The following is a 20684-nucleotide window of genomic DNA, read 5'->3' on the forward strand; positions in this document are numbered from 1 at the left end:
GTTTCGGTATCTCGTCGCGAGGCTGCGGGCAAGATCCAGGTCATCGCGGGCGATCGGGTCGGTCAGCGGGATGGTGTGGTCGGTTTCAGCGCTTCCACGCTGCGCGCGCGGAACGCGCCCAGCCACAGGCCGGTGCCGTAGGCGATGTCGTCGAGGCGCTTGTAGACCGCGTAGCGCACCGGATCCAGCCCGCCCGCGTCGCGATGGGTGAACCAGTCGGCCAGGCCGTCCGCGACGGCCATGGTGACGGCGATGCGCCGCACGCGCCCGGAGAAGACCATCGCCAGCACCGTGATCGGCCAGTAGTGCCTGCACATCGCCGAGGCCAGCCGCCACAGTCCGGCGAAGAAGCCGCGCGCCAAATAGATCGCCGCGATCCTGGTCGGGTTGTCCAGCTCGGTGAAGACGCGGCGCAACCGGGCCAGCGCGGTGATCAGCGTGACGATGCCGCCGAGCAGGCCCCACTTGGTGAGCGTGGCGAACAGGAACGCGGCCAGCAGCGTCCAGGACGGCACCGACAGCGGCGACACCGTGCCCGCGTGCCGCTCGCCCAGCGGCGCCGCGCCGGTGCCGTAGAACAGCTTGCGGCCGAACCACGCGCGGAACGACACCCGGTGGTCGTGGGCCACGTGGGCCGCGGGCTCGTAGCGCAGCCGCCAGCCCGCCCGCTCCAGCCGCCAGCACAGGTCGACATCCTCGGCGACGTGCATCGACTCGTCGAAGCCGCCCTGCTCCAGCAGCGCCCTGCGCCGGGCGAGCAGCGCCGCGCTCGGCACGTAGGACACCAGACCGCGCGAGTGCACCGCCGCCTCGCGCCTGCCCAGGTCAAGCGAGGAGCGGGTGTGCTCGTAGCGCGCCAGCGCGTTGGACTCCGGGTCCAGCGCGACGATCCGCGGCGCGACCAGCGCCACCCCCGGGTCGCTGAAGTGGCCGAGCATCACCTCCAGCCACCCGCTGCGCGGCACCACGTCGGAATCCAGGAACGCGACGAAGTCGGTTGTCGCCGCCCGTAAGCCGGCATTGCGCGCGGCCGCGGGGCCCTGCTTGCGGTCTTGCCGCAGCACGGTCACCCGGCACCGGGTGCCGCGGTTGCGCGGTATCCGGACCGGCTGGTCGGACCCGTCGTCGACCACGATGACGTTGTGCCCGCGCAGCGCGGCGAGCAGCCGCGCCAGCCCCTCGGCGTTGTTGTGCAGCGGCACGATGACGGTGACATCCTCCGGCGAAGGCAGCAACCGGGGGCGTGGGTTGGCCACTCCGGAGTCGAGCAGCCGTCTGGCAACGACGGCGGACTTCGGATCGGTCACCTCGAGGTACCCGTCGCCGATCATCTCGGCGGCCTCCGGGGCAAGCCGCAGCAACCTGGCCGGCGAACCGCCGATCAGAAGCCGCCCGCCGGAGTATGCGCGTACCCGAGGATCGATCCGCACCCCGAATCCATCGGGCAGGCGATCATGGCGCATTCCTGGCATGCTAGGCGGACTTTCGCGGGCAGACATCAACACTCGGGAAAAATCGGCGGAATTCCGGGCGAAACCGGCCCGCCACCGGAACGGGCGCGGGACGCACGCGATGCCGAGTGTTCGCCCGCACCCACTTTCCAGCATCCGGCAACGCGACGGCTAACGCCCGGTCCGCGACCGGGCGATAGCCAAACCCACCGCAGTAGCACACTTTCAGCAAACTTCACGGCTTCAGGCCAGCGGGCTTTCGTCGCAGGCTCGCGCGGGGCGGCGTTCCGGCGTGAATCCGGCCGGGCGCGTCGCACTCAGCGTCAGCGGGACCGGCGCGCTCCCACGCCCGCCCGCGCGTGGCGTGACCCGGCGGGAATGGTCGACCGACGAACGCGGGATCATCCGCGCCGTGTCTGCCAACGCCGCCTCGCCGTAGCCCTGGACGCACTCCGGGTCCGGTCCGTCGGCGGGCAGCCCGGTGAAGAACTTCGCCGCCATGCAACCGCCCCGGCAGGCGTCGTAATGACTGCACGACGCGCACGCGCCGCCGCCGCTGGGCTCGCGCAATTCCCCGAACAGTTCCGAGGACCGCCACACGGCCTCGAAACCACCGTCGCTCACCACGTTTCCGGCGCGGAACCGGTCGTGGATGGCGAACGGGCACGCATAGACGTCACCCACCGGGTCCACCAGGCAGACCACCCGGCCCGCGCCGCACATGTTCAGGCCGGGCAGCGCCTGGCCGAACGCCGACAGGTGGAAGAACGAGTCGCCGGTGAGCACGCCATCGCCGTTGCGCAGCAACCAGTCGTAGAGGACGCGCTGCTGGTCGGGCGTCGGATGCAGCTCGTCCCACACGTCCGCGCCACGGCCCGACGGCCGCAGCCTGGTCAGACGCAAGGTGGCGCCGTACTTTTCGGCGATGGCGCGGAACTGGTCGAGCTGGGCGATGTTGTGCCTGGTCGCCACCACCGACAACTTCGCGTCCCTGAACCCCGCGGCGGCGAGGTTCTCCAGCGCGCGAATGGCCATGGCGTAGGAGCCGGGGCCGCGCACGGCGTCGTTGACCTCGGCGTCGGCGCCGTCCAGCGACACCTGTACGTCGACGTAGTCGCTGGCCGCCAGCCTGGCCGCGACCTCGGGGGTGATCCTGACGCCGTTGGTGGAGAACTTCACGCCCACGTGGTGCGCGGTCGCGTAGTCGACCAGCTCCCAGAAGTCCGGGCGCACCGTGGGCTCGCCGCCGCCGATGTTCACGTAGAACACCTGCATGCGCTCGAACTCGTCGATCAGCGCCTTGCACTGCTCGGTGCTGAGCTCGCGCGGATCACGGCGTCCCGAGGACGACAGGCAGTGCACGCAGGAAAGGTTGCAGGCGTAGGTGAGTTCCCAGGTCAGGCAGATCGGCGCGGCGAGACCGGACTCGAAGCGGTCCACCAGGCGGACCGCCGCGTCCGACGGCGGGACCACCCCCGCCGTCGACGGCGGCGCCGTGGCCGCGCTCGCGACGGAGGGTGCCGTCGGTGCGCCGGCCGGCGCACCGATGATCATGTCGGATTCGGCGAGCTGTGTCAGCGCTTCGGCGTAAGCCGCCGCGCTCGCGTCCGCCACGCCCGCCGCGCGCATGGCCGCACGGGCCGACGCGTGCTCCGGCAGCGACCGGACGATCTCGACGATCCGCGGACTCTTCAGGAAGGAGAGCTTGCGCGTGCCGAAGTGGTAGAGCAGCGCGCCGAACGGCTCCGGACGCAGCGCCACTCGCGGATGCAGCTGCCAGCGGGTATCGAGATCGAGCATCGTCGTCGACCGCCCGTCAGTAGACGCCGCACATACCGTCGATGGACACCTCTTCGATGAGGCTCTCCTCGACCAGCGGCGCCTCTTCGGCCGACCGCGCGGCGGCCTCCATCCGTCCGGTGTTGTCGGTGTCTGCGTGTCCGGTGGACCCGTATTCCGGCATGGCTACCTCCGCGAGGACGATCCGTGTGCGAACTGCACGGCGCAGTTCGTGCTCACACAATAACGTCATGAACTGACAAAAGAACAGGTTTCAATCGTAGTTCCGGCGATCGGGAGGTACGGGCCGCCGCGCGCGGGGCGGGAGCCCGCCGCGTCCGGGAGCCGAGCGGAACAGGCGGCGACGCGGCCGACGCACGGCGCTCTAGACTGCGGGTGGCAAGCAGCTGAACAGAATGTGACGGGCGGCACGCCCGCAGCGGTAGAGGTGGCATGGGAGTCGGACGAATGCAGGCGAACGGGGGCGGCGGCACACCGTCGTGCGCGCGACGGGCTCGGAGGCGGAAGCGCCTTGCGTAATCACGGAGGGCCCGCGAGCACCACGAACGGCACGCTGTCGGAGTCCGAGATCGTCGAGGCCGCGCTGCGGGTGGTCCGCGAGGACGGCGTGGAGAAACTGTCGATGCGGCGACTGTCGCGCGAACTCGGCGTCTCCCCCATGGCGCCCTATTACTACGTCGCCGACAAGCGCGAGTTGCTCGACCTCGTCGCCAGCGCGGCGCTCACCGGAGTGCGCACGCCGCCAGCGGAATCCGGCCCCTGGCAGCATCGGCTGCGCGATCTCGTCGACCAGATCGACGAGAAGCTGCGCAAATATCCCGGCCTCGGTGACATCCTGATCGAGCAGATGCTGGGCAAACAGCTGGACCTGATCGCGGCGATCATGGACATCCTCGACGAAGCGGGGTTCGGCGACCGCAATATCCTCGCCGCCTACGCGACCATCCACACCTACCTGTTCGGCCGCAGCCGGGTGAACCCGCGCGACCGCTCCGCACCGGCGGACGTCACGCTCCCGCCGGTCGTCGAGCGGGCCACCCGGTACATCGGCGACCTGCGCGGACGCTACTCCTACGACTTCGGCATGGAGGTGCTGATCGCCGGCCTGGAGGCCCAGCTTGTCCGCCAGGCGACCACCGACGTACGATGAAACTGAAACACGTTCTAGTTTTGGTGTCGCGGGATGCCCGTGCCAGGTTCGAGAGGACGACATGACCACTGTCGAGGTTCCCCACGGCTCGCGCTCGGTCGTGCTGCGGGTGTCCGCGGTCATCGCCGAGACGGCCGACACCCGCTCGCTGGTCTTCGACGTCCCCGACGAGCTGGCGGAGAAGTTCCGTTACCAGCCGGGCCAGTTCCTCACCCTGCGCATTCCCAGCGACCGGACCGGCTCGGTGGCGCGCTGCTACTCCCTGGCCAGCTCGCCCTACACCGACGACCGCCCGAAGGTGACCGTCAAGCGGACCGACGGCGGCTATGGGTCGAACTGGGTGTGCGACAACGTGAAAGAGGGCGACCGGATCGAGGTGCTGCCGCCGTCGGGCGTCTTCACCCCCGCGGACCTCGACGACGACCTGCTGCTGTTCGGCGCGGGCAGCGGCATCACGCCGGTCATGTCCATCCTCAAGTCGGCGCTGGCTCGCGGCACCGGCCGCATCGTGCTGGTCTACGCCAACCGCGACCACGAGTCCGTGATCTTCGCCGGTGAGCTGCGCGATCTGGCGGAAAAGCACCCGCAGCGGCTCACCGTGATCCACTGGCTGGAGTACCTGCAGGGTCTGCCGACGGCCGACGCGCTGGCCACCCTGGTCGCACCGTATCGCGGCTACGACGCGTTCATGTGCGGGCCGAAGCCGTTCATGGACCGGGTGCACGACGCGCTCGCGCAACTGGGCGTGCCGCGCAGCCGCACGCACGCCGAGGTGTTCAACTCGCTGGCCGGCGACCCGTTCGCCGACCAGGCGCCGGTCGAGATCTCCGCGGAGGAGGCGGCCGACGCGGCGACCGTCGAGGTCGAACTCGACGGCGAAGTGCACGAATTGGCCTGGCCGCGCAAGCAGACGCTGGTGGACATCATGCTGGCCAAGGGATTGGACGTGCCCTACTCCTGCCAGGAAGGCGAGTGCGGTTCGTGCGCGTGCACCGTGCTCGAGGGCAAGGTCGAAATGGACAACGCCGAAATCCTCGACCCGGAGGATATCGAGAACGGCTACATTCTCGGCTGCCAGGCGCACCCGGTGACCGACCACCTGCGCATCCAGTTCTGAGCGATTACGAGATTTGCCGACCCTTTGCGGCGCCTATCGCGCGCGGTATTCGGCGCGGAGTTCGGGCGGCAGGTGCTCGGTCGCATAGCTCAGCGCGGTGCGTCCCATGGCGGCGGCGTGCCGGTCGAGGAAATCGGTCAGCAGGGCGCGGTCGACGCGCTTCCCGACTTCGCGCAACATCCAGCCCAGCGCCTTCTGGATCAGATCGTGCCGGTCGCCGAGCAGCAGTTCGCCCAGCGCGAAGGTGGTCGAGGCGTCACCGGCCTTGATGAAGGCGAAGGTGGACAGCAGTGCCACCCGCCGCTCCCACAGCGACTCCGAGCCCGCCAGCTCGAACAGCAGATCACGCGGTTTGTCCAGCAGCCATGGGCCGACGATGTTCTCCGCGGACACGTCTACGAGATCCCAGTTGTTCACCCGGCCGCGGCGCACGGCCGCCAGATACAGCCGCACCATGGCGCCGCGCGCCGCGTCGTCGAAGGAGCGCGGCCTTGACGCCGCGGCGAAGCGCGCGTTCAAGATCACCAGCGCGGCGAACCGATCCTCGTGCACGTCGCTGTCGAGCAGCCGATCGATCTCCTCGAGCGGAAGCGCCGCGAAACGCTTGGCGACCCGGCGGCTCGCCGGAACCCGGACGCCGAGGAACACGTCGCCCTCGCCGTACTCGCCGGGCCCGGTCTTGAAGAACCGCCGCAGGTTGGCCGCGTCGGCCGGGTCGGCCAGTTCCCGCAGCGCCGCGCGCACGTCGTCGGCGGTCACCGAGTCGGTCATCGAGCCATGCTCCTGTTCCCGAATGCCCCGTGCTCCCTCTGCGCCGCGCCTTCGGCGAAGCCCGCACCGCACTCGGTGGCGCCGGTCGTCAGCACGGGGGACGCGGTGCCGAACAGTGGTTCACCCTTGCGCACCCAGCACGCGGCCGGACTCGAAGGCTGCCGCGCTGGCGGGCAGGTCGCCTGGGCGTCCGCTGTTCAGCACCCGGATCTCACCGTTGCCGGTGCTCGGGCGGCCCAGCGCCTCGATGCGCCGAATGGTCTGGGCCGCGACGGCTTGGGCGCTGTCGAACAGCCGGACGCCGGTGGGCAGCGCGGCCACGATCGAGTCGGTCACCAGGGGGTAGTGCGTGCAGCCGAGCACCACCCCTTCCACGCCGGGCGGCGTCCGCTCCGCCGCGCCTGCGATCGCCTCGTCGGCGGCGGCCAGATCGCCCCGGTCGATCGCGTCGGCCAACCCGTGACACGCCACCCCGACCACGTCGGCGTCACCGCCGAATTTCGCGATCAGGTCGGCTTGGTACCGGCTCGCCGTCGTCGCCGCGGTGGCCCACACCGCCACCGACCGGCACACGGCCGCCGCAGGCTTGATCGCGGGCACGGTGCCGATCACCGGCACATCGGGTCCGACCTCCGCCCGCACGTGCTCCAGCGCCGTCACGCTGGCGGTGTTGCACGGCAGGACGATCACCTCCGCGCCCGACCGGAGCGACGTCCGCGCGGCGTTCACCACCCGCTCGACCACCCACTCCTCCGGCTTCGGCCCCCATGGCGCGCCGTCCGGGTCCAATTGCAGCAGCAGATCCACATCGGGCCGCAACTTGCGCAACCAAGCGGCAGTGGGCAGCAACCCCAGACCCGAGTCGATGAGCGCGACGATCACCGCACCACCGTATTACAGCCCTGCGACAGCCCCACAGCCGTGCGCGACCCCGGCGACAGCCGCCCCGGCGCGGGGAAACCGGCCGAACCGCCGCACTCGTTCGGTGAAGGAGTACGACAGCAGGGCCGCCGACTGACGCCGAACAAGGGGACGGCAGGAGCGTCAGCCACCGGCCAGAATCGCCGCTGCCGCGGGTGTGCCGAGCCGAGCCACCTCTGGCGCGAGAAACCGGCCGAACCGCCGTCCCCGCTCGGCAACGGAGTACGACAGCAAGCCACCGACTGGCGCGGAACAGGAGGGCGTCAGCCGTCAGCCGGGATCGTCGCTGCCACGGGTGCGCCGAACCAGAACGACAGCGCTGCTCGCAGACCGCGCTCGGCCGCGCCGGTGGGTTCGTCGATGGTCGCGGCCCAGGCGATGTGGCCGTCCGGGCGGATCAGCAGGGCGTCGGCCGTGCGGTTGTCCGCTTTCGCGGTGCGGATGTCCACGCGGTGCCGCGGGTCCCGGGCGGCATCGCGCAGATCCGCGCGGTCGGCGAGATCGAGCAGGACTGGCCGTGCGGCGTGCAGGAGTTCGGCGACACTGGTCGTCCCGTCATCGGTGCTCAGGGTGAGGTCGGGCGCGAAGGCGCCGGTCAAGGGATGATCGTTGGGGTTGGGCAGCGGGTAGCGGATATCCGCGCCCGCGATGAGGGCTGCCATGCGCCGCAGCGGCTGTTCGTCGGTGAGAAGTTCCTGGAAGACCTCCCGCAACGCTTCGGCGGCCGGGTCGTGCCCGCGCCGCAGCGCGACCTGCGCCTGGGTGTGCAGCATGGTGCGCGCTCCAGCGAAACGGCGTTCCTGGTCATAGGTGTCCAGCAGGCCGTCGGGCGCCCACCCCTGCACCTCGGCGGCCAGCTTCCAGGCCAGGTTGACCGCGTCGAGCATTCCGGCGTTGAGTGCCACGCCCGTGGCAGGGAACAGATGGGCCGCGTCACCGGCGAGCAGGACCCGGCCGGCGCGATACCGTTCGGCCTGACGGGCCTTGAAGGTGAAACGCGACAGCCGAAACGTGTCGGCCACCGGCAGATTCGCGCCGAGCACGCGACGGATGCTCTCCTGCAGCTCGGCCACGGTCATCGGCACGTCGTCGTCGTATTCGACGGTCTCGTCCTCGATCGTGTAGACCGACAACACCTCCGACGCCGGCGAGGCGCCCATCCCGAACAGGCCGCGGTCCGTCCGCGTGAAACCCGCTCGGATGCTTCCGAAGCCGGGGAGTTCGAGGTCGCCGTTGTCGAGCCGGGTCACCGAACCGGGCACGGTGATCTGGGCCAGCCGATTCACCTCCGGATAGACGGTGCCGGGAAACGCAATCCCGGCCAGGTCGCGCACCCGGCTGCGCGCGCCGTCGCAGCCGACCAGATAGCGGGCGGTCACCCGGTACGGCCCGTCCGGCCCGCCGACCTCGGCGGTGACCGCGTCGGCGTCCTGCCGCAGGTCGACCACCTGATGTCCGCGCCGGATGTCGACGCCGAGTTCGCCTGCGCGTTCGGCGAGTAGTCGCTCGAGTTCCTGTTGCGGCAGCGGCAAGGCGTGCAGCGGGGACTCGGGCAACTGGGTGAGGTCCACGTGCACGCCGCCGAACGGGAAACGCGGAGCGGGAATCGGATCGGTGCAGGCCGCCTCGAACCGATCCAGCAAGCCCCGGTAGCGCAACAGCTCCAGGATCTGCCCGCCGAGACCACCGGCCTTCGGGGTGTCGCGCGGCTGCGACTGCCGCTCCAGCACGAGCGGCCGCACTCCGGCCAGGCGCAGCTCGGCGGCCAGCATCAGGCCGGTCGGGCCCGCGCCCACGATGATCACGTCGGTTTGCATGTCTACTCCCATTCCGGCCGGGCCGCGGCCGACGATCATTCGGACAACCAGGTCGTCGCTCGGGCTACCGCGCCCCGTACCTGCCGTGCCGGGGCCATCCGCTCTTCGAATTGGTCACCGCGCGCGGAGGTACGGGACGAGTCGCGAAGCGCTGCTGGTTGCTCTGGGCCGGGAAGGTGCTGCGTTGCTTTCGCATATGGGTGCCGCCTTTCGAAAAGCTGGTGAAAAAGAGATGCCGGAAACTCCGGCCGGATCAGGCGCGGTCGAACCAGGTCACCTGCGCGCCGTTGCTGAACTCTCGGCGCTGGGTGACCTCGAACCGCGTCGGCTGGAAATCGCCGGTGAACGCCCGGACGCCGTCACCGGCGATCACCGGGTAGCTCTTGATGATCAGCCCGTCGACCTCGCCGAGGAGCTGACCGGCCAGCTTGCCGCCGCCGCAGAGCCAGATGTCCAGGCCCGCTTCCTTCTTCAGTCGCCGGACCAGTTCGACCGGATCGGTGTCGACGATCTCCACCTGCGGGTTGTCCACCGGCGCGAGGGTGCTGGAGAAGACGTACTGCTTCAGATGGTTGTACGGGCTGGCGCAGCCGATCGCGAGGCCCGGTTCGTAGGTGCCGCGGCCCATGACCAGGGTGTCGAAGACCTTGTTCGGCGTGTCGATGGGCAAGCCGACCGATTCGCGGAGGGGCGTCGGCACCGTCTCCGGATACCGATCGTTGATCCACGCCATCATGTCGTCGCCCACCGGATAGAAGTCGACTTCGCCCTGCGGCCCCGCGATGTAGCCGTCGAGGGAGACGCCGACGTAGTAGATAAGCTTTCGCAACTTGACCGCCTAGCGTGTAGTACTCTGAACGAAGTGATTTGAACCGTAGTACTACACATGGAGTGGTGTCAAGTGGTGCGCACGAATCCGGAACGCAGACAAGCTCTGCTGGATGCATCGATCGAGGTCCTAGCCCGCGAAGGGGCACGAGGACTGACTTTCCGCGCGGTCGATCAGGAGGCGGGCGTGCCCGCCGGAACCGCGTCCAATTACTTCCCCAACCGGGACGCGCTGCTCGTCCAAGTCGGCAACCGCTACTACGAGCGGCTGATCCCCAGCGACGAGACCATGGCGAGATCACGCGGACCGCAGACGCGCGAGAGCATGATCGAACTCATGACCGAGGTGGTCGACCGGGTCTTCCACTTCCGGACCGGCTATCTGGCGATCCTCGAACTGCGGCTGGAGGCCACTCGGCGCCCCGAATTGCAGGCACTGCTCACCGAGCGGGTGCGCGCGGATCTGGACTTCAACATCGCCAATTACCAGGGGTCGGAGCTGCCCGGCGACGAGGACGCCGTTGTGCTGCTCTACCTCGCCCTGAACTGGCTCATCCTGGAAAGACTCACCCTCCCAGGCATCTTCGACGAGCAGCGGGCCGCCGAACTGGTGCGCACGATCGTGGAGCGCGCGATACCGGCTACCCCGTAGGTCGCAGGGACCGGACGCCCGTCACCGGCTCGCGAACTCATCGAGGTTGGACGCTCGCCCCGCACGCCCGGTGTCGCCACAGGCGTGCACTCAGCTGGGCGCGAGCAACTCGGTGACCGGAGCGCCGGACGCGATCTTGGCGCGGGCCTTCATCACCTGGGCGGTCATGCCCGCGCCGACGACGCCGGTGAGGTTGCCGCCCTGGGAGTAGTAGGCGAGGAATTTGCGGCCGTCGTCGGAGGCGATGTGCACCTCGTCGGACGGACGCGGGGTGCCGAGCGCCTGGATCTTGACGTCGTACTGGTCGCTCCAGAAATACGGGACGCGCGCCGCCGTCGGCCGTTGCGCGCCCAGTAGCGCGCACGCGACCAATTTGGCCTGTTCACCCGCGTTGGTCCAGTGTTCGACGCGCTTGCGCGCTCCGGTCTCGTGCAACCAGGCCGCCACGTCGCCGACCGCCCACACGCCGTCGGCGGAGGTCCGCCCCACCTCGTCGGCGAGCACACCGCCGCCGGCCGACGGGTCGGCCAACGCGATCCCGGAATCGCCGAGCCATTCGGTCACCGGCCGCGAACCCACTCCGATCACGACGAGGTCGGCGGCGATCTCGGCGCCGTCGGACAGTCGCGCGCCGCGCACCCGCCCCGCGTCGTCGCCGAGCAGGGTGTCCACGCCGATGCCGCAGCGCAGATCCACCCCTTCCGCGCGGTGCATCCGCGCGACCAGTTCGCCCACGGCTTCGCCGAGCACCGAGGCCAGCGGCGTCGCCTGCGGTTCGACCAGCACGACGTCCACGCTCCTCGCACGGAAACTCGCGGCGAGTTCACAACCGATGAAGCCCGCGCCGACGACGAGCGCCGTCTCGGCGCCGCTCAGATCGGCGCGCAGGGCGACGGCGTCGGAATGACCGCGCAGCACGTGCACGCCGCGCAGGTCGGGCAGACCGGGCAGGCGGCGCGGGCGCAGACCGGTGGCGATGACGAGCTGGTCGTAGTCCAGCGTGGCGCCGTCGGCGAGGCGGACCTGGCGCGCCACGGTGTCGACCCCGACGGCTTCGGTGCTCAGGCGCAGATCGATCTGCTTCTCGGTGTAGAACTCGCTCGGACGCAGTGTGGTGTCGTCGGTTTCGCCGCGCACGAACTGCTTCGACAGCGGCGGCCGGTCGTATGGCAACCGCGACTCGTCGCCGACCAGCACGAGTGGACCGGCGTAACCCGCACGGCGCAATTCCTCCGCGGTGCGCAGGCCGGCGAGGCCTGCTCCGACGATCACGATCGGCGCGGTCATGCGGCCATCCCTTCCCTGGAATCCGGCCGCCGATTCCACGGAATCGGCGGTGCGACGAAGCTCACCCTAACTGTTGCTTGGTTCATTCCTCTGTGAGGGCCGTCACGCCGAGTGACGGGACAACCGTCGCGCAACCGTGTCCGTTTCGGTGTTGATCGGGCGGTCAATCAGGACTAAACCGAGGTCAGGACATACGCACAGCCTGAGGAGGTACACATGTTCACCGAGAGCCGCGCGCAGGATCTCTTGGCCGTCGTGCTCGGAGCCTTCGCCGCACTGTCCCCGCTGTGGGTGGACCACAACGACAACGCCATGTGGTCGCTGATCGTGCTCGGCGTGCTCATCGCCCTGACCGGTCTGGCCCAGATGTCCCGTCCCGAGATGGCGGCGGCGGACTATGTGATGGGCCTGTGCGGCGCGCTGCTGTTCCTCTCGCCATGGGTCATGGACTTCACCGAGTACCGCAGCGCATCCTGGACCGCATGGGTGGTCGGAGTCGTGACGGCGGTGGTCGCGGTGGCGGCGCTGCCGACGGTGTCGGGGCGTCTGCACGACATGGCTCCGCATCACTGATGCAGCGGCCGGGCGCTCGGCGCGCCGGGCGTCGCCGCAGCGCGAAAGCCGACGGCGACGCCCGGCAGCTGATCCTCGACGCCGCGGAGGAACTCTTCGCGGCACAGGGATACGACGCCACCGCGACGGCGGCCATCGCCGCCGCGGCGCGCGTCCCCAAAGGACTCGTCTTCTACTACTTCCCGACCAAGGACTCGATCCTGTCCGCCTTGATGTCCGAGCGGGTGCCCGCGCAGCCGATCGATGACCTCGGCACCGTGGTCGCGCCGGGCGATCCGGCGACGAGCCTGGTCAACCTCGACGCCGCGCTGAACCTGCGCGACCACCGCTCGTCGGTGCTGCGGGTGATCCTGTGGCGGGAGGCCGACACCCATCCCGACGTGCGGCGGCAACTGCGGCGCCTGCGCGACCAGATGCTCGAGGTGACCGCCAAGGTGCTGCAGGCCAGCGCCCCCGGCCCCGTTCGCCCTGGCACCGTGCGCGCGTGCGCAGCGGCCTGGGTCTCGGCGATGTTCGCGATCGCGAGCACCGACCGCCTGCACGCGCTCGACGGCGTGCCGCTGCCCACCGCCGACGAAGTGCTGAACGTGGCCCAAGTGGTCGCGGCGGGCATGACCCAGCTGGGCTGACCTCCGGAGTTGTCCACAGCCCGAGTGTTGTGCACATGCGCCGCCGCGACGGGCGTCGCGAGGTCGCCGGTCGATCACGATTGCCGGTATGGAAGCACCGCAACTGATCTCGCGCCGGCAGGCGCTGGCCTCCGGTCTGTCCGACGACGCTGCACCGCCTGTGCAGCACCGGGAAATGGCAGCGGCTGCGCGCCGGGCACTACCTGAACTCGCCGGGCTCCGGTCTCGGCGCCACCGGCAGGCATCTGCTGATGACGCTGGCCACCGCGGAATCCACGTCGGACTCCGCCGTCACGAGCCACTGTTCGGCGGCGGTGCTGCACGGGATGACAACCTGGGGCATCCCGCTCGACCGGGTCCATCTGACCAGGAGCCGGATCAACGGCGGCAGGCTGAGCAGGCGGGTCGTGGTCCATTCGGCCCGGATGGAGCCCGACGAGATCACCCTGATCGATGACATCCGAGTGACCACCCCGGCGCGAACCGTGCTGGACATCGCCCGTTCGGAGGGATTCGAGCAATCGGTCGCCCTGGGGGATTCCGCGCTGCGCCAGGGCCTGACCACCACGGCGGAACTGGGCGAACACCTGCGCCGGGCCCGGCGCAGGCCCGGATGCCGTCGCGCCGCGCTCGTCCTGGAGTTCCTGGACGGCCGCAGCGCGAGCGTCGGCGCGTCGCTGAGCCGGATCCTGCTGCACCGGGCCGGTCTTCCGGCTCCCGAAGTGCGAGCTCGCGTCTTCTCCGATGAGGAGATCTGTGTCGGCCGTGTCGATTTCCTGTTTCCCGATCTCGGCGTGATCGGCGAGTTCGATGGAGGCGATCATCGCACCGCCGCACCGCGCGGCCCACTGCCCGCCGCTCGCGTGGTCACGGCGGAGCGGGTCCGCGCGGATCGGCTCCGCGACCTCGGCTGGGCGGTCGTGCGCTGGACCTGGAGCGATCTGTCCGCCCCCGCCCAACTGACCGATCGTCTCGACGCGGCGATCCGCACGGCGGCGGGCACTCGCCGGCGCGGCTACTGGACTCCCACGCCGAGACCATGACCCGGCCGAGCCCGGTCCGTCTCCCACGCGCCGTCGCCCGCGCTCGCCTCGGTGGCCGCACGCCCACCGATGGCAGGTCAGGCGGGACGGTCGAGGAACTGGGTCACGTCGATGGCGAAGCGCGGGCGCCTGATCGCGCTCACGTGGCCCGCGCCCGGATAGATGAGCAGGTGGGAACGGGGGATGCCGTCGGCGGTCCGGCGGAAGGTGGCGAGGCTGTAGGCGGCGTCTCGTTCACCTCCGATGACCAGGGTGGGCGCGTGGATCTCGCCGAGGCGGTCGGTGAGGTCGAACTCGTCCTCGGCGCGGAGAAAGGCATACGTGTCGGCGGGCTCGCGCGGGCGGCTCAAGGGGTCGAGCAACCACATGAGCGCCGCGGCGAAACGGGCGGCGACGGGCGAGGAGACGCTGCTGGACGCGAGATGGTGCGCCGCCCGGCGTCCGCGCAGAACCGCTTCGGCGTAACGCATCTGTCCTTCTTTGGCGACCGGATCCAAGCGGCAGCCCGACGACGCGACGACGAGGCGGCGCACGACATCGGGATGGTCGGCGGCGAGTTGCAGCGCCACCGAACCACCCGACGAGATGCCGAGCACGTCCACCGGCTCGTCGAACTCGGCGCGCAGCGCGTCCGCGTGCTCGGCCGCGATCCGCGCCATCGTGGTGCCCTCGGCCATGCCGGGCGCACGGCTCACCGCGTAGACGCGGAAGTTCCGCGCCAGCGGCCGCAGCACTTTCACCTCGGAGGCGAGCATGTGCCCGCGGGGATTCGCGTGGTCGGGACTGAACCACCGGAGCAGGACCAGCGGCCGGCCGGAGCCGAGGGCGAAGTACGGCATGCCGTGCTCGAGCACGCCTTCGGCGATCTCGGGCCGCGCGGCCCGCCCGGTCTTGCCCACAACGCCCTCCGCTCAGCGGTCCCTCCGCCCTCCCGACGCTAGCGGAGCGTGCCGTCGGCTGCGATGACCTCCATGGTCATGCCGTGGAATGCGCCACGGCCCGCGATGAACGCGCGGAGCATACTGGCCCGGTGAGTCAGGAAACCTCTTCGCGCGCAGCCGGGACGCGGCCTTTCCCGCTCGATCCGACGCCCATTCATGTCTCCGACGACGTGCTCGACGACCTGCGCAGACGGCTGGAGCTGACGCGCTGGCCGGTCGACGCGGGCAACGAGGACTGGTTCTATGGTGTGCCGCGAGGCTACTTGCAGGAGCTGGTCGAGTACTGGCGCACCGATTACGACTGGCGCGCGGCCGAGGCCGCGCTCAACGCCTACGAGCACTACTTCGTCGGAATCGACGGAGTACCGGTGCATTTCCTGCGCAAGCCGGGTGTCGGCCCCGACCCGACGCCGCTGATCCTCACCCACGGCTGGCCCTGGACCTTCTGGCACTGGGCGAAGGTGATCGAGCCGCTGGCCGACCCGGCGGCGTTCGGCGGCGACCCCGCCGACGCCTTCGACGTCATCGTCCCGTCCTTTCCCGGATTCGGCTTCTCCGCGCCGCTGCCGGACAACCCGGACATGAACTACTGGAAGGTCGCCGACCTCTGGCATGTGCTGATGACCGAGACGCTCGGGCATGCGAAGTACGCCGCGGCGGGCTGTGACGTCGGCGCGCTGGTCACCGGGCAACTCGGGCACAAGTACGCCGACGAGCTGTACGGCATCCACATCGGCTCGGGCCAGAAGCTCACCCTGTTCAACGGCGACCGCGCTTGGGACATCACCGGCGGCATGCCCATCCCGGATGGCTTGCCCGCCGCCGTGCACGACCGGATCCTCGAACTGGAACGGCGTTTCGCCGTGCACTTGACCGCACACATGCTCGAACCGAGCACCCTCGCCTACGGGTTGTCCGACTCACCGGCCGGGCTGCTGGCCTGGCTGTTGCAGCGCTGGGTGAAGTGGAGCGACAACGGCGGAGACATCGAGTCGGTCTTCGGCAAGGACGACCTGCTCACGCACGCGATGATCTTCTGGGTCACCAATTCCATCGGCACGTCCATCCGCACCTACGCCAACAACAATCGTTATCCCTGGACGCCGTCGCACGACCGGCAGCCGCCCGTCGAGGCGCCGACCGGCATCACCTTCGTCGCCTACGAGAACCCGCCCGGCGTCGGCACCGACCGCCGCGTGCAGGCCTTCGCCGACAGCGATCGCGGCGATTGGTACAACCACGTCAACCTCACCGTTCACGAGCGCGGCGGTCACTTCATCCCGTGGGAGATCCCCGCCGAGTGGGTCGACGATCTGCGCCGCACCTTCCGCGGACGCACCCCGTCCACCGCTGGGTGAACGGTCCCGGCCCGTATGTGAACTGCCCCAATGGAAGCCGCCGCGCCGGATTCGGCCCGTAAGGTACCGATCATGGTGCCCACCGAGAGGTCCGAGTTGGTGCGATCGGCCGTCGAGTCCTATCTCCTCGGCGGAGCGCGGCGGTACAACCGCACCGAGGTCGCCGAGCAGTCCGGGGCGACGACGGCGCTCACCCGGCGATTGTGGACGGCGCTCGGTTTTCCGTCGAGCATCGGCGACGACGCGGTGGACTACGCCGACGCCGATGTGGCGGCGGTGCGCGACTTCGAGCAGTTGAACGTCCTGGCCTCGGCCGACGCCAAGCAGCAGGCGGCGACCGCGCGCACGCTCGGCCAAGGGATGGCGCGCCTGGCGGAGTGGCAGGTCGACCTGGTGCTCGCGGAGATCGAGGAGCGCATCGCCCGAGCCGAGCCGGGGGCCGACCCAGAGGAGACGGCGCGCGTCGCCACCGAGGGCGCCATCGCCACGCTGGAGCAACTGAACACCTACGCGTGGCGGCGGCATCTGGCCGCGTCGCTGTCCCGGTCGCTCGACCCGGGGACGAGCGCGGGCGAGTCGGTGCGCGAACTGGCGGTAGGTTTCGCCGATATGGTCGGTTACACCAGGCTGACCAGGCATCTGCATCCCGACGAGCTGTCCATACTGCTGGAGGCGTTCGAGTCGACCACGACCGCCGCCATCACCGAGAACGGCGGATGGGTGATCAAGAACGTCGGCGACGAGGTCATGTTCGCGACGGAGACCGCCGCCGAGGCCGCCCGGATCGCGCTGGCCATCCAGGAGTCCACCATGATGGTCGGCGGCACCCCGGAGTTGCGCGTCGCCCTCGCTTACGGCCCGGTGCTGCAACGGTTCGGGGATCTGTACGGCTCGGTGGTGAACATCGCCTCCCGGCTCACCGGCGTCGCGCGGCCGGGCACCGTCCTGATCGACGACCACGCCGCCGCCGAACTGGACAGCGACCCGGCCTTCGCGATCAAGCACCTGCGCAGCGTCCGGGTGCGCGGCTTCAATCGCCTGCGTCCGCACCTGCTGCGCCGCAACGGCCGCAACGGCAGGTAGCCCGACCGCGTGCCACCGGCCGCGGCGTCCGCCCTAGGCTCGTCCGGTGGACAAGGACTGGTCACAGCTACGCGCGCGCTGTCTCGTCGAGGAGGACGCGGCGATCCTGGCCCTGCACAAGCCCGCCGGGATCTCCGTCATGGGTGAACGCCACGACACCGATCTCGTCGAGCTGGCCGCGGCCACGGGAGAAACGCTGTATCCGGTGCACCGGATCGACAAGGTGACCTCCGGCTTGATCCTCTTCGCGAAGGAGCTGCGCGCGCACGGCGAGCTGACCAGGCAGTTCAACAAACAGACCGCCGACAAGGCGTACCTGGCCGTCGTCGCGGCCACCGGCCTGCCCGACACCGGCGTGTTCGATCTGCCGCTCAGCGTGGGACGGAAGAACCGGGTGCGGATCGCGGCGCCGCGCGAGAGCATCCGGCAGGAGGCGGGCCGCTGGTTCGTCGACGACGCCGACCTGCTGCCCGCCAAGAACTACCCCTCGCTCACCCGGTTCGCGACGGTGCTGCGCGGTCCCGCACACACCGTTCTCGCCCTGCGCCCGGTGACCGGCCGTCGCCACCAGATTCGCGTCCACCTGGCCTGGACCGGCCATCCGATAGTCGGCGATCCCCTGTTCGACCGCTCCGGCGCGCACCCGCGCACCTACCTGCACTCGTGGCGTCTCGGCCTCACCGCTTCCTGGCGCACCCCGCCGGAACTGGCTCTGGCCGCCGAACCCGACGCGGCCTTCTGGGAGCCGCTGCGCGAATCCGCCGACCCAGCGGCCCTCGACCGCGCGGCCGACCTGTTGCGGACGCTCGACTAGCCGCACCGCGTCACCCGTTCGTCCCGTCGGCGACCGTAGCGACGTACCGAGACGATGGCCGGGCCCGAAGTCTCATGCACATCGGTTCACAGCGAGCGTCCGAGGGGCACGACCGCGAAGCGGCAGTTCTCCCGAGGCCGCCGCCCGACCGGACGCCGCGCAACGCGAGCCGGTGTCCTTCGTTCGGTGAGCGCGCCGTGGCGGCGATTCCTTCCCCCAAGGTTTCCCGGTTCCGCAGCCGCGTACGCCGGACGGCACGAGAAGGCCGTTGTGAGCCAGTCCGTACCGGCGACACGGCGCGGCCCGGACCGGTTGGGTCGTCCACAGTCGTCCCCAAGCGCCGACGTGCACAGAGCGCCAGCGGTCCGCCGAGCTACCGAGCGGATCAGTTCGGCCACTCCGGCGAACGGCCGAGGAGTAGAAGGATGCGCTCGAAGGCGGGCGTCTGCTCCGGCACGGACAGCGCCGGGGCGAAGGCCGCACCGGGGGCGGAGCGTTCCGGCCCGTCGGGGACGGCGAGCGCGACGGTCAGCGCGGCCTCGGCCACGTCGACATCCGGGGTGACGGTCTCGCCGATCGATCGCGCGACATCCCAAGCGTGCACGACGCTGTCCACGAGGTGGAAGCCGATCACGCGCACGGCCGGGATGCCCTGGCCGGGCAGGACCTCCGGCAGCACGAGCGAGCGCTCGAACACCCCGTCGGCGGCGAACGCGGAGAGCACGTCGTCGGCCGAGGCGCGATAGTCGGCGACCGGATCGGCGGAGGCGCGCACGGTCCAGTCCTCGAGATCCTCACTCCCCCGCGCGGCGGCGGCGAAGCCGTGATTCTGCGCGATCATGTGTTCCAGCAGGTCACGAAGACGCCAACCCGCGCACGGTGTTTCGGCGTCCAGCTGGTCAGGGCGGACGCGGGCGACCGCGTCCACGCTCGAACGCACCGAACGGGCGTGCTGGTCGCGCAATTCTTTCAATCGATCAGTAAGCATGAGCTTATCGTATGCGCAAGCTTACGGTTTTGCCAAGCAGTATCGTCGACCCATGCCGAACGCCCGTCCCGATCTCGCCGCGATGATCGTGCCGCTCGGGCGGGCGCTCATGGCCCTCGAACTGCCCATCCTGGAGCGGCACGATCTGTCCATGTGGGGTTACTCCGTGCTGCTCGGCCTCGGCGCGGAACCCGTCTACACCCAGGCGGCGCTGGCCAGAGCGATCGGCGCGGACAAGACCCGCATCATCGGCGTGCTCGACGAGTTGCAGCGCCGCGGCCTGATCACGCGCGAAGCCGACCCGGCGGACCGGCGGGTCAACCTCTTGTCGCTCACTCCGGCGGGACGCACCCTGCGCGACCGCGTCCAGCGCGAGATCCAGGCCGGCGAGAACCGGCTGCTGGAGCGACTGCCCGCTCCGGACCGCGACGCGTTCCTGCGCGCACTGCGCGCCCTGTCCGACACAGTGTCCGAGCAGCAGAGATAGCGAGACTCACAGTGTGACCCCGCCCACAACTCGGTGGGCAACGGCCGCTCGGTGGCGAGCGTCATGACGACGCGTAATACGCAGGTCAATTAGCCTGATGACGTGCCGCGGACGCGACGCGCGCGCCATCTGACGCAATGCAGCGAACCCCTAGCGAAAGCGAATGCCGATGATCCTGGTTGCTCAGGTCAGCGACACCCACTTCGATCTCGGCAACCGCAACGCCCAGCGTGTGCGGCGGGTGATGGCCTACATCGCCGGGCTGCGCCGCAGGCCGGACGCCATCCTGGTGACCGGCGACATCACCGACTCCGGCAAACCCGAGCAGTTCGCCGAAGCCAAGGCCGCTTTCGACAGCGAGATCCCGATCTACGCGATTCCGGGCAACCACGACGACCGCGCGGGCTTCCGTACCGCTCTGCTCGGCGAGTCCGCCTCCGAGGCCCCGATCAACCACGCGCATCGCGTCGGCGATCTCACCGTCGCACTGCTGGATTCGAGCGTCCCGGGTCAGCCGGGTGGGCGACTCGCGGAGGAGACCTACGCCTGGCTGGGTGACGTGCTGGACTCCGCGCCCGCGGGCAAGCCGATCCTGCTCGCGCTGCACCACCCGCCCGCGCACCTGTTCAGCCCGATCGTCGACGTGATCTCGCTGGCCGATCCGCAACGGCTCGCCGATCTGGTGGCCGGTGACGACCGGATCGTCGGCGTGGTCACCGGCCACGCGCACTCCGCGGTGGCGACCACCTTCGGGGGACGCCCGCTGCTGGTGGCCCCGAGCACCGCGTCGGTGCTCAGCGGCGAGTGGGAACTCGACCTGCCCGACCACGTCATGGACTACGCGCCCGACCCGGCGGTGGCGCTGCACGTCATCGGGGACGATCACCGTCTCACCAGCCATTTCCGGACGGTTCCGATGGGTGGCCGGATCGGCGTGCAACCGGCCTGACGGCGTTTACCCGGCCCGAGCCGGG

General features: G+C 70.0%; 21 protein-coding genes and 1 pseudogene. 11 read left to right on the forward strand and 11 right to left on the reverse strand.

Annotated features, from left to right (window positions below; all coding sequences use genetic code 11):
• Positions 1 to 62 precede the first annotated feature (62 nt).
• The 4 genes and pseudogenes from mftF to mftA all read right to left on the reverse strand — a co-directional run bounded on the left by mftF (position 63) and on the right by mftA (position 3363).
• The gene (gene mftF / locus NB3_RS02465) at positions 63 to 1463 is read right to left on the reverse strand and encodes a mycofactocin biosynthesis glycosyltransferase MftF (RefSeq protein ID WP_067795713.1); all 1401 of its coding nucleotides are present in this window, start codon (positions 1461 to 1463) and stop codon (positions 63 to 65) included.
• Positions 1464 to 1694: 231 nt separating this feature from the next.
• Complete coding sequence (mftC, locus tag NB3_RS02470; protein WP_307693357.1) at positions 1695 to 3005, reverse strand: mycofactocin radical SAM maturase; 1311 nt, start codon at positions 3003 to 3005, stop codon at positions 1695 to 1697.
• A gap of 51 nt (positions 3006 to 3056) precedes the next feature.
• Positions 3057 to 3251: pseudogene (mftB, locus tag NB3_RS36665) on the reverse strand (mycofactocin biosynthesis chaperone MftB); the annotation flags it as partial.
• A 16-nt stretch (positions 3252 to 3267) separates the two neighbouring features.
• Positions 3268 to 3363: a mycofactocin precursor MftA gene (gene mftA / locus NB3_RS34750; RefSeq protein WP_157111451.1), complete on the reverse strand. Its 96-nt coding sequence runs from the start codon at positions 3361 to 3363 to the stop codon at positions 3268 to 3270.
• Positions 3364 to 3762: 399 nt separating this feature from the next.
• Between mftA and mftR2 the strand changes: the two genes are divergently transcribed.
• Positions 3763 to 4401 (forward strand): mycofactocin system transcriptional regulator MftR2, encoded by a 639-nt coding sequence (gene mftR2 / locus NB3_RS02480; protein WP_084485638.1) that lies wholly within the window; start codon positions 3763 to 3765, stop codon positions 4399 to 4401.
• Positions 4402 to 4462: 61 nt separating this feature from the next.
• Positions 4463 to 5518 carry a ferredoxin--NADP reductase gene (locus NB3_RS02485; RefSeq protein ID WP_067795720.1) on the forward strand — a complete coding sequence of 352 codons (1056 nt, stop codon included), beginning with the start codon at positions 4463 to 4465 and terminating at the stop codon, positions 5516 to 5518.
• Positions 5519 to 5551: 33 nt separating this feature from the next.
• On the opposite strand, the gene NB3_RS02490 is transcribed toward NB3_RS02485, so the two are convergent.
• The 4 genes from NB3_RS02490 to NB3_RS02505 form a co-directional block, all read right to left on the reverse strand.
• Positions 5552 to 6289: a DNA alkylation repair protein gene (locus NB3_RS02490; protein WP_067795723.1), complete on the reverse strand. Its 738-nt coding sequence runs from the start codon at positions 6287 to 6289 to the stop codon at positions 5552 to 5554.
• 120 nt (positions 6290 to 6409) lie between these two features.
• A complete protein-coding gene (locus NB3_RS02495) occupies positions 6410 to 7171 on the reverse strand; it encodes a glutamate racemase (protein WP_067795725.1) in 762 nt (253 codons plus the stop codon).
• Between the two features lie 302 nt (positions 7172 to 7473).
• Positions 7474 to 9027: an FAD-dependent monooxygenase gene (locus tag NB3_RS02500; protein ID WP_067795730.1), complete on the reverse strand. Its 1554-nt coding sequence runs from the start codon at positions 9025 to 9027 to the stop codon at positions 7474 to 7476.
• 253 nt (positions 9028 to 9280) lie between these two features.
• Positions 9281 to 9856 (reverse strand): dihydrofolate reductase family protein, encoded by a 576-nt coding sequence (locus NB3_RS02505; RefSeq protein ID WP_067795733.1) that lies wholly within the window; start codon positions 9854 to 9856, stop codon positions 9281 to 9283.
• A gap of 72 nt (positions 9857 to 9928) precedes the next feature.
• On the opposite strand from NB3_RS02505, the gene NB3_RS02510 reads away from it, so the two are divergent.
• Complete coding sequence (locus tag NB3_RS02510) at positions 9929 to 10507, forward strand: TetR/AcrR family transcriptional regulator (protein WP_067795736.1); 579 nt, start codon at positions 9929 to 9931, stop codon at positions 10505 to 10507.
• Between the two features lie 90 nt (positions 10508 to 10597).
• On the opposite strand, the gene NB3_RS02515 is transcribed toward NB3_RS02510, so the two are convergent.
• Positions 10598 to 11794 carry an NAD(P)/FAD-dependent oxidoreductase gene (locus NB3_RS02515; RefSeq protein ID WP_067795739.1) on the reverse strand — a complete coding sequence of 399 codons (1197 nt, stop codon included), beginning with the start codon at positions 11792 to 11794 and terminating at the stop codon, positions 10598 to 10600.
• A 216-nt stretch (positions 11795 to 12010) separates the two neighbouring features.
• Between NB3_RS02515 and NB3_RS02520 the strand changes: the two genes are divergently transcribed.
• The 3 genes from NB3_RS02520 to NB3_RS02530 all read left to right on the forward strand — a co-directional run bounded on the left by NB3_RS02520 (position 12011) and on the right by NB3_RS02530 (position 14039).
• Positions 12011 to 12367: an SPW repeat domain-containing protein gene (locus NB3_RS02520; RefSeq protein ID WP_067795741.1), complete on the forward strand. Its 357-nt coding sequence runs from the start codon at positions 12011 to 12013 to the stop codon at positions 12365 to 12367.
• Positions 12367 to 12996 carry a TetR/AcrR family transcriptional regulator gene (locus NB3_RS02525; RefSeq protein ID WP_067795744.1) on the forward strand — a complete coding sequence of 210 codons (630 nt, stop codon included), beginning with the start codon at positions 12367 to 12369 and terminating at the stop codon, positions 12994 to 12996. Before NB3_RS02520 ends, NB3_RS02525 begins: the two co-directional genes overlap by 1 nt.
• Positions 12997 to 13247: 251 nt before the next feature.
• Positions 13248 to 14039, forward strand: a complete 792-nt coding sequence (locus NB3_RS02530) for a hypothetical protein (RefSeq protein ID WP_084485640.1) — start codon at positions 13248 to 13250, stop codon at positions 14037 to 14039.
• Positions 14040 to 14116: 77 nt separating this feature from the next.
• Here NB3_RS02530 and NB3_RS02535 read toward each other — a convergent pair whose 3' ends face one another.
• Complete coding sequence (locus tag NB3_RS02535) at positions 14117 to 14938, reverse strand: alpha/beta fold hydrolase (RefSeq protein ID WP_084485642.1); 822 nt, start codon at positions 14936 to 14938, stop codon at positions 14117 to 14119.
• 131 nt (positions 14939 to 15069) lie between these two features.
• Between NB3_RS02535 and NB3_RS02540 the strand changes: the two genes are divergently transcribed.
• The 3 genes from NB3_RS02540 (at position 15070) to NB3_RS02550 (ending at position 18235) form a co-directional block, all read left to right on the forward strand.
• A complete protein-coding gene (locus tag NB3_RS02540; protein ID WP_067795916.1) occupies positions 15070 to 16338 on the forward strand; it encodes an epoxide hydrolase family protein in 1269 nt (422 codons plus the stop codon).
• 72 nt (positions 16339 to 16410) lie between these two features.
• Complete coding sequence (locus tag NB3_RS02545) at positions 16411 to 17421, forward strand: adenylate/guanylate cyclase domain-containing protein (protein ID WP_067795918.1); 1011 nt, start codon at positions 16411 to 16413, stop codon at positions 17419 to 17421.
• Between the two features lie 46 nt (positions 17422 to 17467).
• Positions 17468 to 18235: an RluA family pseudouridine synthase gene (locus NB3_RS02550; RefSeq protein WP_067795748.1), complete on the forward strand. Its 768-nt coding sequence runs from the start codon at positions 17468 to 17470 to the stop codon at positions 18233 to 18235.
• Positions 18236 to 18620: 385 nt separating this feature from the next.
• Here NB3_RS02550 and NB3_RS02555 read toward each other — a convergent pair whose 3' ends face one another.
• On the reverse strand, positions 18621 to 19223 hold the full coding sequence (locus tag NB3_RS02555; RefSeq protein WP_067795751.1) for a TIGR03086 family metal-binding protein: 603 nt from the start codon (positions 19221 to 19223) through the stop codon (positions 18621 to 18623).
• A gap of 52 nt (positions 19224 to 19275) precedes the next feature.
• Between NB3_RS02555 and NB3_RS02560 the strand changes: the two genes are divergently transcribed.
• Both NB3_RS02560 and NB3_RS02565 read left to right on the forward strand, forming a co-directional pair.
• Complete coding sequence (locus tag NB3_RS02560; protein WP_067795754.1) at positions 19276 to 19710, forward strand: MarR family winged helix-turn-helix transcriptional regulator; 435 nt, start codon at positions 19276 to 19278, stop codon at positions 19708 to 19710.
• A gap of 163 nt (positions 19711 to 19873) precedes the next feature.
• Entirely contained in the window at positions 19874 to 20659 is a 786-nt protein-coding gene (locus NB3_RS02565) for a metallophosphoesterase (protein ID WP_244891738.1), read from the forward strand.
• The last annotated feature ends 25 nt before the right edge of the window (positions 20660 to 20684 follow it).

It is taken from the genome of Nocardia beijingensis NBRC 16342, assembly GCF_001612785.1.
In the GTDB taxonomy this organism is placed as follows: domain Bacteria; phylum Actinomycetota; class Actinomycetes; order Mycobacteriales; family Mycobacteriaceae; genus Nocardia; species Nocardia beijingensis.